The 12339-nt window shown below is 50.6% G+C and carries 11 protein-coding genes and 1 pseudogene; 8 read left to right on the top strand and 4 right to left on the bottom strand.

The genetic code is table 11. From position 1 onward, the window contains the following. The 7 genes and pseudogenes from JK232_RS11690 to JK232_RS11660 form a co-directional block, all read left to right on the top strand. Window positions 1-246, top strand: a pseudogene (locus JK232_RS11690) (hypothetical protein); the annotation flags it as partial. Further along, entirely contained in the window at window positions 243-1934 is a 1692-nt protein-coding gene (locus tag JK232_RS11685; RefSeq protein WP_212589230.1) for a LysM peptidoglycan-binding domain-containing protein, read from the top strand. The pseudogene JK232_RS11690 and the gene JK232_RS11685, both read left to right, overlap by 4 nt. Window positions 1935-2015: 81 nt before the next feature. Further along, window positions 2016-2435 carry a hypothetical protein gene (locus JK232_RS11680; protein WP_212589229.1) on the top strand — a complete coding sequence of 140 codons (420 nt, stop codon included), beginning with the start codon at window positions 2016-2018 and terminating at the stop codon, window positions 2433-2435. Window positions 2436-2612: 177 nt separating this feature from the next. Beyond that, window positions 2613-3005: a hypothetical protein gene (locus JK232_RS11675; protein ID WP_246538486.1), complete on the top strand. Its 393-nt coding sequence runs from the start codon at window positions 2613-2615 to the stop codon at window positions 3003-3005. Beyond that, window positions 3002-3547, top strand: a complete 546-nt coding sequence (locus JK232_RS11670) for a hypothetical protein (RefSeq protein ID WP_212589228.1) — start codon at window positions 3002-3004, stop codon at window positions 3545-3547. Before JK232_RS11675 ends, JK232_RS11670 begins: the two co-directional genes overlap by 4 nt. Window positions 3548-3634: 87 nt before the next feature. Continuing rightward, a complete protein-coding gene (locus JK232_RS11665) occupies window positions 3635-4024 on the top strand; it encodes a hypothetical protein (protein ID WP_212589227.1) in 390 nt (129 codons plus the stop codon). Window positions 4025-4052: 28 nt separating this feature from the next. Further along, the gene (locus tag JK232_RS11660; protein WP_212589238.1) at window positions 4053-4559 is read left to right on the top strand and encodes a hypothetical protein; all 507 of its coding nucleotides are present in this window, start codon (window positions 4053-4055) and stop codon (window positions 4557-4559) included. 93 nt (window positions 4560-4652) lie between these two features. Here the strand turns inward: JK232_RS11660 and JK232_RS11655 are convergent, their stop codons facing one another. The 3 genes from JK232_RS11655 to JK232_RS11645 all read right to left on the bottom strand — a co-directional run bounded on the left by JK232_RS11655 (window position 4653) and on the right by JK232_RS11645 (window position 8713). Then, a complete protein-coding gene (locus JK232_RS11655) occupies window positions 4653-6125 on the bottom strand; it encodes a pyridoxal phosphate-dependent decarboxylase family protein (protein WP_072929542.1) in 1473 nt (490 codons plus the stop codon). 14 nt (window positions 6126-6139) lie between these two features. Beyond that, the gene (locus JK232_RS11650) at window positions 6140-7522 is read right to left on the bottom strand and encodes a diaminobutyrate--2-oxoglutarate transaminase (protein WP_072929540.1); all 1383 of its coding nucleotides are present in this window, start codon (window positions 7520-7522) and stop codon (window positions 6140-6142) included. Between the two features lie 462 nt (window positions 7523-7984). Beyond that, window positions 7985-8713 carry an HPP family protein gene (locus JK232_RS11645; protein WP_072929538.1) on the bottom strand — a complete coding sequence of 243 codons (729 nt, stop codon included), beginning with the start codon at window positions 8711-8713 and terminating at the stop codon, window positions 7985-7987. A gap of 270 nt (window positions 8714-8983) precedes the next feature. On the opposite strand from JK232_RS11645, the gene JK232_RS11640 reads away from it, so the two are divergent. Then, window positions 8984-11053 carry an FUSC family protein gene (locus JK232_RS11640; protein ID WP_212589226.1) on the top strand — a complete coding sequence of 690 codons (2070 nt, stop codon included), beginning with the start codon at window positions 8984-8986 and terminating at the stop codon, window positions 11051-11053. A gap of 6 nt (window positions 11054-11059) precedes the next feature. Here JK232_RS11640 and JK232_RS11635 read toward each other — a convergent pair whose 3' ends face one another. Continuing rightward, the gene (locus JK232_RS11635) at window positions 11060-11533 is read right to left on the bottom strand and encodes a hypothetical protein (protein WP_072929533.1); all 474 of its coding nucleotides are present in this window, start codon (window positions 11531-11533) and stop codon (window positions 11060-11062) included. Window positions 11534-12339: the final 806 nt, after the last annotated feature.

The raw sequence follows: 12339 nt of genomic DNA, 5'->3' as shown, positions 1-12339 counted from the left end.
CTGAACGGCGGCGGGAGTTATATCCGGATAGATGAAGACGGCATTGAGTCGGCCACGATGGGCGATTATGTCACTAAGGCCGGGTATTACGACAGGAAGAAAAAGGCGCGGCAGGTGGTTGAAACACCGGAATTGCCAACGCTGGAGCCAGACTCTAACTACAGGTTATCTTCTATTAAAAGCACCGATGAAACACGCAGCAATGAACTTATATTTAAACCCTTTTCTGGAGGGGATACACAATGAGCGGTAAGTTATTACCTCTGTTTGAGAAACCACACGACAGGCCCACCGAATATGATGGCCTATTGGGGTGGTCAGCTGAATGGAAATGTTATTTTGACCCTGAAGGTAAACCCGTTCCGCTTGATGAAATTTCCTCACTGGATGCTACAGAAACGCGTGTGGTTGTCCGTAAAGGCGATACCCTGAGCAAAATTGCAAATCATCATCACTGTACCGTCGATGATATTGTAAAAATAAATGGCATCGCTAATCCCTCGCTGATTTATCCCGGTCAGGTTTTACATCTCCCTGCCCCACGCTATGCCTATGACGCGCCTGAACAGGAGCCTGGCAATGGCGCTGAGCCGTGTCAGTTATCTTTTACCTTTTTTGACTTGATAGAGAAACCGCTGGCCGGCCTGAAAGTCAAAATTGTATCCGCGCTCGGTGACGTCTATGAGTCAGTCACGGATGAGATGGGAAAAATTAAAGATTACCTGCTTAACGCGGAGAGCCAGGTACAGGTATTTGTCTCCAGTGCGGCGGGTAAAGTCAAAGAGGTCGCCAGTTTCACCCCGATGCCCGGGAAAACGGACGTTATCCTCACCAGCCCCAAAGTTCGCATACAAGGCAAGAGCGTAGCGTTAGAGGGAGCGCCGGGTTACCTCGATAAGGATAAACATGAGGTCTATACCATCAGTGAAGGGCGGAATAATGAGGGGCAGCCTGTGGTGCAGGTAAATCATGTCTGCCCTAACCGCTACGATTTATCACTGGGCAAGAATTTTATTTACTGGAATGAAATTATTGCTGCTGCAGAGCGAAGCGGCTTTATCCCACAGAGCATTGCTGTCGTCATTAATGCAGAAGCAGCCAAACATAAAGGGGGTATCTGGAACCCGGATTCAGTTTGCCTGAGCTCAGCAAAAATCAAGAAGGAAAAACAAAGAAGAAAGGAGCTTGGGCTCCCCACCGATGACGTCGCCTTTTATAAAAGCTCCGCCGCAGGCATGACCCAGTTTCTAAATGGAACCTGGATGGATGAAACACTGCGTGAAGGTACGTTCCTGTATGAAAAAGCAAAACTCTCTGGTTTGGTTGCCCTTATACCGAAACGCGATAGTTCAGGAAAAGCAGTTGCTGGCCTTGATGGCAGGCCCGTGCTTGAAACAAAATTCCAGGTTTCATTAGACCTGTGGAAAAGCAGCAAAGAATTAAAGCGTGAAGGATATCTGGATGGCTGCACGCCCTACCCACCCAAAGCGACGTACTCGCTCAGTACATGGTTGGATAAACGCTTTGTGGCTGAATACGCCATTATGGCCGCGGTGGATTATGGCGTGCACAATCTGGACGCGCTGGAAAAAGCGGGCTACCGCATCGCGGCGTTAAATGATGCGGAAAAAGCCAAACTGATCTATCTGACGCACCATCTTGGGCTGACAGACACAATCCGGTTTATAAAAGGCACGATTACTGAGGCGGCAGCTAAAAGATTGTTGATTGCGCAGGTTGGAGCGGACGCGGCTGAAAAATACGCAAATAAAAATCAAGAATCTTATATCATAGGGCATAGAACATGGTTAAATTCATTCATTAATGATTACATTGATATTAATATATTCTACTGCGCAGAATCAAAAAAACAAAGAATTGACAATGTAAATCTAGATGAAGTCATAAATAAGACAAGAGGATTTTATGCGTAAGTATATCTTTATTTTTGCAGCTATATTAACAATAAGCTTTAATTGCACTGCCGAAACGAATTGCTCTATAAATAAAGGCGGTTGCAAAACAAGCAAGGGAATATTGGTATCAAAAAAATAGATGATGAAAAATATGGGCTCTATCTAAACGACAAAGTTATTTTAGAGCTAGAAACAAGTAATATTGATGAAGCATTTTCTTATTATGACCTCCCATATCATGAAAATGACAATAATGAAATAGATATCATTTTATTAAAATATAATGGTAATAATTGCGTTATAGACAATATTATTGTTAGGTGCAAAAAACTTTTCGTTATCGACCTTGTTAAAGATATTTTTATTTCCAATCAGTTTTACCCTCCTGTGTTAAATGACAAACTCCTATATATAAAATGGGGGAGTGAGAAATCAAGGTTTATTTTTGAAAACGGATCTGTATTTATTTATAAAAAAGGTAGTGTTGAAATGATTGATAGCGGCTATGTAGCAGAGTAGAAAAGGCTAAGAATATTAAAGTTAAAAATGACCTATGGCGGCTATGTTGAAGAGCAAAAGAAGATAGAAATGGAAAAGAAAAAAAACAAATAACTTCCTAATCTGAGGATAAGGGGACATCCTTTTAAGCTGTTCCCTTACTTAAACTCCCTTTTAAGTAGCTTAGGGGAAATAAAAATGATGCGAGCAATTGATTATGGCGTGCACAATCTGGACGCGTTGGAAAAAGCGGGCTACCGCATCGCGGCGTTAAATGATGCGGAAAAATCCAAACTGATCTATCTGACGCACCATCTTGGGCTGACAGACACGATCCGGTTTATAAAGGGCACAATTACTGAGGCGGCAGCTGAAAGATTGTTGATTGCGCAGGTTGGTGAAAAAAAAGCAAATTGGTATTATGAAAATAACAATAACTCATATTGCTCCGGCCATCGAAAATGGCTGTTTAAATTCATAGATGACTATATAAATATCAACTTATTCGTTTGCCAAGAAAAAATAAATTATATTTCACTTACTCAAAGTAGCATTGAACAAGTAATGATTAAAATAAAGGAGTCAAAATGAAATATATTTTCTTAGCTATGATAATCTTTCCTGTTTTATCATTTTCTAAAAATAATTGCCAAAGTGATGGTTATTCTTGTATAAAAACAAGCGCAGGAGAAATTCAATTTATATCCAGAACCGATTCCGGGGATGAGTACTCATACATTTATTTTAATGGGGATTTAATATATAAAGATAAAACTGATTATTTTATACCTGAACCTATTGGTTTTGAAAATGATAACTTAGATACTGAAATAATTAAATTTGTTGTAAGTTACTATTCTTTTAACAATTGCAAAAAAGGAGTCGATGACTACAATTGCAATGTAAATATATTGCTTGATTTATCTAGTAAAAAGCCAATCATTTCTAATAAATTCAGCCCTCCTAGTGAGGGCTCTCACATAAGTTGGGCTTCAGTCGGAAAGAAAAACTCAATCATTGCCTTTGATGACGACTCCCGTTTTAAATATGAAAATGGAAAAGTGGAAATGATTTATGGCGGTTATGTGGAAGAGCAAAAGAAGATAGAAATGGAAAAGAAAAAAAACAAATAACTTCCTAATCTGAGGATAAGGGGACATCCTTTTGAGCTGTTCCCTTACTTAAACTCCCTTTAAAGTAACCTAGGGGAAATAAAAATAATGCGAGCAATTGATTATGGCGTGCACAATCTGGACGCGCTGGAAAAAGCGGGCTACCGCATCGCGGCGTTAAATGATGCGGAAAAAGCCAAACTGATCTATCTGGCGCACCATCTTGGGCTGACAGACACGATCCGGTTTATAAAGGGCACAATTACTGAGGCGGCAGCTGAAAGATTGTTGATTGCGCAGGTTGGTGCTGATAAGGCTGGAAGCATAGCAGATGATCACCGCGGATCTTATATAGAAGGGCATCGAGGCTGGTTACTAGAGTTTATAGATACTTATATAGATATTGGTGTATTTTACTGTGATGAAAGAAAGAGGGTAAATTTTCAACTTAAAGAAAAAACCGAATCAATTCTGAGAAAAGTTAAAAAACAGGATTAAACATGTCCATCTTTAAATATATTTTTTTATGCTCTTTATAACTCCGTGCTTTGCAGATGAATTATGTGATCCAGATGATTACAGTTGCTACAATATCTCACTAGGGAAAGTGCGTAATTTATCAGCAAGTGAATCAAATGATGGTTATTCATACATTTATCTTAATGATAAAATAATTTATAAAGCAAAAGTTGATTTAATTACTCCTGACCCAGGAGCTTATTACTTGGATAAAAAAAACAAAAAAAGAGACAAAATAATTTTTTACTACTATGCAAGAGGAAATTGCACACAAGGTATCGATGATTATAAATGCCACGCAAATATAATGATAGATTTAACAAAAAGAAAACCTATCGTATCAAACATATTTAGTCCTCCTGTAGATGGATCGCATGTTAGCTGGGTATCCTGGGGTGAAAAAAACTCAATCATCGCTTTCGATGACGACTCCCGTTTTAAATATGAAAATGGAAAAGTTGAAATGACCTATGGCGGCTATGTGGAAGAGCAAGAAAAAATGAAGGCTGATTAAGTAAACTACTGACATGGTTTTGCCTCTAATAAATCGCACCCAATAAAAAAGCCGATGCCCTGGGGCATCGGCTTTTTTCTGCCAACCGGAAAATCAGGCGGTCGGCAATTGTTGCGCGGTGGTTTCCACCAGTGCCAGCAGCGTTTTGATGTCGTCCAGCGTGACCGTTGGGTTGAGCAACGTCATTTTCAGGCAGGTGACGCCGTCAAATTCCGTGACGCCCACGTTGGCACGCCCGGAGTCCAGCAGGGCATCACCGATGCGCTGGTTGAGCAGCGCGATGGCGGCATTGTCCGCACCGGCAAGCGACGCCGGACGGTAGCGGAACAGCACGCTGGCCAATTGCGGCTGCATCACCAGCTCCAGGGCCGGTTGCTCAGCCACATAGGCCGCAACCTGCTGCGCCAGCGTCACACCGTGATCGATGATCTCAGCGTATTGCTTCTGGCCCAGCGCTTCCAGGCCCATCCACAGTTTCAGTGCATCGAAACGGCGGGTGGTCTGCAACGACTTGGAGACCAGGTTCGGCACGCCCTGCGCTTCATCGAACTCAGAGTTCAGGTACGCCGCCTGATAGCGCATCAGCTCATAGTGGCGTGCTTCCTTCAGCAGGAAGGCGCCGCAGCTGATGGTCTGGAAGAACTGCTTGTGGAAGTCCAGGGTGATGGAGTCCACCAGCTCAATGCCGTCCAGGTAGTCGCGGTACTTCTCAGAGAGCAGCAGCGCGCCGCCCCAGGCCGCATCGACGTGCAGCCAGATGTCGTGCTCGGCCGCCACCGCCGCGATGTCACGCAGCGGGTCAATCGCACCGGCATCGGTGGTGCCGGCGGTCGCGACGATCGCCAGGATCTGCTCGCCGTTGGCCTGCGCCTGCGCCACTTTCTCTTTCAGATCATTGAGATCCATACGCGCAAAGCGGTCAGTTTTCACCAGCGTGACGGACTGGTAACCCAGGCCCAGCAGCGCCATGTTTTTCTGCACCGAGAAGTGGGCGTTTTCAGAACAGAAGACTTTGATCTTTCTGAGGTTGCCTACCAGCCCATCCTGCTGGATGGAGTGGCCCTGGCGGGCGAAGAAGGCGTCACGCGCCAGCATCAGGCCCATCAGGTTGCTCTGGGTGCCGCCGCTGGTGAACACCCCGGCATCGCCGGGCTGGTAACCGACCTGGGTACGCAGCCACTCGATCAGCTTCATCTCAATGATGGTGGCTGACGGGCTCTGGTCCCAGGAGTCCATGCTCTGGTTGGTGGCGTTGATCAGCACTTCCGCCGCCTGGCTGACAACCAGGCTCGGGCAGTGCAGGTGCGCCACGCACTGCGGGTGGTGTACCGACAGGCTGTCTTTCAGGAAATACTCAATCGCGCGTTCAATCGCGGCCTGGTTGCCCAGGCCCTGCGGGTTGAAATCCAGCGTGATGCGCTCACGCAGTTCCGCCACGCTTTTCCCCTGATACATCTCAGGCTGTTGCAGCCACTGCACGACGGCCGCGCTGCTCTGGGCGATGGCCTGCTGGTACGCCTCAGTGCTTTGCGCAGAGGCGGCCAGAATCGGGTTTTGCCGGGTCATTCTTTCTCTTCCACTCAAACCGGTTTAACACCGGCAGCCAACAGGGCGTGTTCAAATTTATCCAGGAAAATCTCCAACTCGTCGTTGGTGATAAGCAGGGAAGGCAGCAGACGCAGTACGCTGCCGTGACGCCCGCCACGCTCCAGGATCAGCCCCGCTTCGAAGCATTTTTTCTGCAACAGGGCAGACAGCTCGCCGTCAGCCGGGTAGCAACCCATGTGATCCTGCGCTTCGCCCGGCTTCACAATTTCGATGCCGATCATCAGGCCCAGGCCGCGTACGTGGCCAATCACCGGGTAACGTTTTTGCAGGTCAGCCAGTTTGCCTTTCAGCCACTCACCCTGGGCGGCGACTTTGTCAGCCACCTGGTTGTCTTTCAGGTACTTCAGGGTGGTCAGGCCGGTGGCCATCGCCAGCTGGTTGCCGCGGAAGGTGCCGGTGTGGTGGCCCGGTGCCCAGGCGTCGAACTGTTTCTTGATGCCCAGCACGGCCAGCGGCAGGCCGCCGCCGACCGCTTTGGACATCACGATGATGTCCGGCTCAATGCCTGCGTGCTCGAAGGCAAACAGTTTGCCGGTACGCGCAAAGCCAGCCTGCACTTCGTCGATGATCAGCAGGATGCCGTGCTCCTGGGTCACTTTACGGATGCGTTGCAGCCACTCGACCGGGGCCGGGTTCACGCCGCCTTCGCCCTGCACGGCTTCCAGGATCACGGCTGCCGGTTTGCGCACGCCGCTCTCGACATCGTTGATCAGGTTTTCGAAGTAGTAGGTCAGCGCTTTCACACCGGCTTCACCGCCGATACCCAACGGGCAGCGGTACTGGTGCGGGTAAGGCATGAACTGGACTTCCGGCATCATGCCGTTGACGGCCTCTTTCGGAGACAGGTTACCGGTCACCGCCAGGGCGCCGTGGGTCATGCCGTGGTAGCCGCCGGAGAAGCTGATCACGCCGCTGCGGCCGGTGTGTTTCTTGGCCAGTTTCAGGGCGGCTTCTACCGCGTCCGCGCCGGACGGGCCGCAGAATTGCAGGCAGTACTCGCTGCCCGCGCCCGGCAATAAGGAGAGCAGGTATTCGGAGAACTGATCTTTCAGCGGAGTAGTCAGATCCAGTGTATGTAACGGCAAGCCGCTGGTAATGACATTTTGGATGCTTTGCAGTACATCAGGGTGATTATGGCCGAGCGCCAGCGTGCCTGCGCCTGCGAGGCAATCAAGATATTGATTGTTTTCAACATCGGTGATCCAGACGCCCTGGGCTTTTGCGATCGCCAACGGCAATTTACGTGGATAACTCCTGACATTCGATTCGAATTCAGCCTGACGCGCCAAATAAGTTTCATTGTTACTGTTTAATGAATTAGCACCTAAAGTATCAATACGGACTTTATCCGTCATCATATCACTCCTACAACCAGGGTTATTGTTAACGCCCAGGTTGAATAATTGAATTAAAAAAGTCGTTACCGTGGGTAAAGCGCGGCCAATATAGGGTTTTTTACCCCGGTACTCAATACTTAATTTTGTTTAGATTTGTTTACATTTTTTAGCCTAATAATCAACAGGTTGGTGGATTAATCATCACCCCAGTTGTTATCATTATGTTACATGTTTTTTTATAACCAATAAAACGCCGCATTTTATTGCCTGCGGGGCATGAAAGGGCGCGGCAACCTGCCGGACGCATTGCCGGTAAAAACGCAATAAAATCCAATTTATTATTGCCTTTGAACAACGGCTTAATTAAACACCCCGGTTTCCGGCAAGGAAAAGCCCAGGTCTGTTGCCCCTGTTAGCGGCTGGCTGCGGGTACGTGGGAGGCGTGCAGGGGCCGCCTGTTTTTTGCGGCCCCCGGTGGGTTTAGCGGCTTGCGGCCTGCTGCCGGTTTACGGCAATCTGCTCCGCGTCGTGCAACAGCGCCTGCAAATCCTCTTCATCAATATCCAGAAATTGCCCCGCAAGCAGCGCTTCATGCAGATCCTCCCGGGTTATCGGCACCGCAAAAGAGATCGGGGCGGGTTTGCTTTCAGCAGCAGATAAAGGATGGGGATAACGCCGCCCGGCCAGATTGTTGAACACAATCGCCAGCACCGCGAGGCACAGCGAGTTAACCAGAATCGGGCTGAAAACGTAGTAAAAGCCCTCCTGGTGGATCCCTGCCCCGCCCACAATGGCCGTCAGCGCCACTGCCCCACCGGGCGGATGCAGGCAACGCAGCGCATACATCAGGGCAATCGCCAGCCCCACCGCCACCCCACAGGCGATGGCCGGCTGGGGAATGCACATGCCGACGGTAACCCCAATCAGCGCGGAAAAGACGTTGCCGCCGATAATCGACCAGGGTTGTGCCAGCGGGCTGTTGGGCACGCCAAACAGCAATACCGCCGAGGCCCCCATCGGTGCCACAAACCAGGGATTGACGTCGCCCAGTAACCAGCGGCTGAACAGGCTGGTCAGCACCAGGCCAATGGCCGCCCCCAGGCTCGCCAGGATAATCTGTTTTTTGGCAACCACTAACGGCTGGGGCCAGAGGCGGCGCAGCCCCCCTTTTACGCGGGCCGGCCACGTATGTTGACGATGTTCATCCATTTTGCAGGTCACTCATTATTAGTCAGTTCTTTTTAAGTGGCCGCGATTCTCCCTATTCAGTGCCCCGCTATCAACTTTTTATCCCGCCTGCCCAACACGCCACCCCACACCACCGGAACCGCACAAAAAAACGCGATTTAACGTCCTGTTAAATAAATAAAAACATCAGCAGACCCAACTGGTAACAGCTTGTAGTATAAATTGCCGCGCGCAACCGGAAGGCTTCTGGCAGGATACGCGCCACTCAGCGTGCATTGGTACGATCCTTCCATGAAGTGGCTTTCTAAAAACGCAGTTCTGTTCTCTGTAAAAACCTGTCTTGCCGCCTTTCTGGCCCTGTTTATTTCCCTTGAACTTAACCTTGAAAAACCGGCCTGGGCCTTGACCACGGTCTATGTTGCCTCACAGCTCTATTCCGCCTCGACCCTTTCCAAATCGGTGTTCCGCCTGTTGGGTACCCTCCTGGGTGGGCTGTTTATTTTCCTGATTTACCCCATCACGGTGCAAAGCCCGGTGCTGTTCAGCCTGTGCGTCTCGCTGTGGGTGGCGGCCTGCCTCTATCTTTCGCTGCATGACCGCACGCCGAAAAGTTATGTGTTTATGCTGGCGGGTTACAGCGCCGCCATTATGGGCTTTCCCAGTGTGGCGTCGGCCGGCTCCATCACGGACACGGTGATTTCCCGCATTGAAGAGATCACGGTGGCGATTGTCTGTAGCTCACTGGTGCACCGGCTGGTCTTCCCGGTGTCGATGCGCAGCCTGCTGGAACAGAGCGTCAGCGTCTGGTACCAGAACGGGCGCAAACTGTGCAGCGAGCTGATCACCGTGTTGCCGAAAGACAAATCCCTGGCGCGGGAGGACATCCTGATCCAGATGGCGAACTTCCCGCTGAATGTCGAAACGCTGATCACCCATTGCGTGTATGAAGGCGATGCGGCGCGCAAGCTGATCCGCCTCGTCAGCGTGCAGTACCAGCACCTCTCTTACCTGATCCCGACGCTGACCGCCATTGAGGTGCGGCTGAACCTGCTGGGCGAACAGCAGATCCGCTTTCCCGAGCCGGTGGCACAGACATTCCGGCAGTTTCTGCACTGGCTGAACGGGGGTGACATCCTGCATGAGATTGATGCCGTCAAAGAGGCGCTGCACACCTGTCAGGCCGGGCTGCAACAGGCCTGGCAGCGCCGGGCGCTGGGCACGGAAGAGAGCATTTTGCTGATTGGCCTGCTGGAGCGGCTGGCGGATTTTGTGCGCATTGCCGGGGCGTACCAGAGCGTCAGCGTGCTGGTCAGCGATCTCTCCGGGGATACGCGGCTGGCGAAAAAGGCCCGCGCGCACCGCCACATTGATAAAGGCATGTTGCTGCTCTCGGCATTGACGGCTTTTCTCGCCACGTTCGGCTCCTGCCTGTTCTGGATTGGCAGCGGCTGGGCGGACGGGGCCACCGCCCCGATGATGGCGGCGATCCTCAGCTCCTTCTTTGCCGGGGCCGACACCCCGCTGACGCCGATGAAACTGTTTATCAAAGGGGTGCTGTTCGCGCTGGTGGTCAGCGTGCTGTATATCGCGTTGCTGATCCCGCAGGCCGTGACCTTCGAGGCGCTGCTGATTTGCCTGACGCCGGGGCTGATGGCGCTGGGGCTGGTGATCGCCCGGCCTGCCACCAACATGATTGGGCTGAGCGTCGCCACGCAGTTGCCGGGGTTTATCGGCATGAGCCACCACTTTGCGCCCAATCTGCCGGGGGTAATCAACACCGCGATGTCTGCGATGGTGGGGATCCTGTTCGCGGCCACCATCACCGCGGTTATCCGTAACAAGCGCCCGGCCTGGACGGCCAAACGCGCACTGCGCAAAGGGCTGCGTGACCTGCTGCGGTTCATCAAAGAGATTGAGCGCAACGCCTCTTCGCTGCTGGCGCGCCAGCAGTTTATCGCCCGTACGCTGGACAGGGTGAACATTATCCTGCCGCGCAAACGGCTCGACCCGGAGGCGGATCTGGAATCCGGCGGGAACCTGATTGCAGAAGCGTGGATGGGGGCCTACTGCTTTGATTTCTATGCACGTGACCGTGAGGTGCTGGTGCAGTACCACATCGACAGCGGGCAGATGTTTCACGAGCTGGGGTTATACCTCAAGCGGCGTATGAAATCGCTGCACACCGCCCCGCACCCGGCGTTGCTGGAGGAGCTCGATTTACTGCTGTTCCGGCTGGAGATGCTGGCAAGCCGGGATGAGCGGGCGTTTAAGCCGCTGTTCTACTTGTTTAACATCCGGTTATTGCTGTTTCCACAATTGCGTTGGCCGGGCCATGAGCACAACGCCGGTGACCCGGTGTGAAGGTGCTCAGGAAAAGTCATAAATCAGCCTGAAGAAATTCTCTTCATTAAAGGGCGTGACGTGATGCGGTTTCTGATGGTCAATGATCGCCCAGTTTTCAAAGTTCGCCCGGCTGTCCTGCATCCGCAGTTCAAACAGTTTTCTGTCACTGCGGTCATTGCCCACGGAAACCAGGATACAGCCTTTCGCCCCGCCAAAATAATAGAGGCCCTGCGGCACAATAAAGAGGGTCTTTTTGCCGTTGGTCAGGCGCAGTTCCTGAACCTGGTAACGGGCGTAAGGCGCATTCCCGGCAGTCAGAAACGTTTCTGTCCTGTCACAGCGGACGCTGCTGTCCTGGAACCATAACTCGATGTTTTCGAACAGGAAGGCAATTTCCCGTTGAAACATGGAGATATCCTCTTTCACGGCCTCAATCGCGGTTCTCTCTTCTTCCACGTTTTCACGCATCTTTTTGAAAAAGTCATCTTTGGCTGTCATTGGGTGCTCCTTTATTTATCACAATGCCGCAGCAGGTATTTTTTGAGCGTATCACCCGGCTGCACAGGGTGCATTTTTCCTGCCATCATTTTATCTCACCGGCTTATTTCCCCGCGCTTCGCTTTCTCACTTTTCCTTATTGAACAAAGAGAGCACATTCTTATTTCCCGTGGTGCCCGGCCGGGGCATACGGCGGATAAACCGCCCGGTGTCATTTTTCATAAAAAAAATCAGTGATGGCCCTGCACCGCATGGCTGCCGCAGCTGCATGGCGGGCGGAACCCGGCGCGGAAAGGGGTTGCCGGGCCCTGCCGGCGGGGGGTGTGAAAAAAGCTTCACCGTTGCGTGGTGGTTTTCTGTTATTTAACAGGGGGTACGGAAAACAGCCTGAAACCGTTATTTCCGCCTCTCTCATAAATCATCATTTTTTAAAAAAATGGGTTGACATTATAGCAGCGAATACTACATTTAAGGTGACGATGAGATGACAAATGATCAAGGCATCAGGCGAAGGGTGCCGCTGTTTATATCTTGTTGTTGCCATGCAGTTATCTGTATGAAGAGATGTGCGATAAAGGCCACGAAGTGAATGTTGTATGGGAAGGTTACGCCCGGCGTTTATTCCTGGGGTGTATTTACGTAACCACGCTTTCAGGCCACGTAATAGCAGTTGCTCATCGCACGCAGGGGGAACTACCGCGATAATCAGGTTCTTTATTGCCGTGGGTTCTTTAGCGGCGCGGTTATATTACGCAACGGCAGTTATCAGGCCGTGAAATAAAGAATGCCTATCGCAGGGCGGTGTA

The organism is Nissabacter archeti, assembly GCF_018257325.1.
In the GTDB taxonomy this organism is placed as follows: domain Bacteria; phylum Pseudomonadota; class Gammaproteobacteria; order Enterobacterales; family Enterobacteriaceae; genus Chimaeribacter; species Chimaeribacter arupi.
The sequence above is the reverse complement of the archived record's forward strand: the minus strand, read 5'-3'. Positions and strand labels throughout refer to the sequence as shown.

Bases quoted from the DNA above. Each gene is read 5' to 3' on its own strand.
- JK232_RS11665 (WP_212589227.1), top strand. From the start codon at position 3,635: ATGCGAGCAATTGATTATGGCGTGCACAATCTGGACGCGCTGGAAAAA.
- JK232_RS11645 (WP_072929538.1), bottom strand. From the start codon at position 8,713: ATGGATGAACATCGTCAACATACGTGGCCGGCCCGCGTAAAAGGGGGG.
- JK232_RS11655 (WP_072929542.1), bottom strand. From the start codon at position 6,125: ATGACCCGGCAAAACCCGATTCTGGCCGCCTCTGCGCAAAGCACTGAG.
- JK232_RS11650 (WP_072929540.1), bottom strand. From the start codon at position 7,522: ATGACGGATAAAGTCCGTATTGATACTTTAGGTGCTAATTCATTAAAC.
- JK232_RS11670 (WP_212589228.1), top strand. From the start codon at position 3,002: ATGAAATATATTTTCTTAGCTATGATAATCTTTCCTGTTTTATCATTT.
- JK232_RS11675 (WP_246538486.1), top strand. From the start codon at position 2,613: ATGATGCGAGCAATTGATTATGGCGTGCACAATCTGGACGCGTTGGAA.
- JK232_RS11660 (WP_212589238.1), top strand. From the start codon at position 4,053: ATGCTCTTTATAACTCCGTGCTTTGCAGATGAATTATGTGATCCAGAT.
- JK232_RS11685 (WP_212589230.1), top strand. From the start codon at position 243: ATGAGCGGTAAGTTATTACCTCTGTTTGAGAAACCACACGACAGGCCC.
- JK232_RS11640 (WP_212589226.1), top strand. From the start codon at position 8,984: ATGAAGTGGCTTTCTAAAAACGCAGTTCTGTTCTCTGTAAAAACCTGT.
- JK232_RS11635 (WP_072929533.1), bottom strand. From the start codon at position 11,533: ATGACAGCCAAAGATGACTTTTTCAAAAAGATGCGTGAAAACGTGGAA.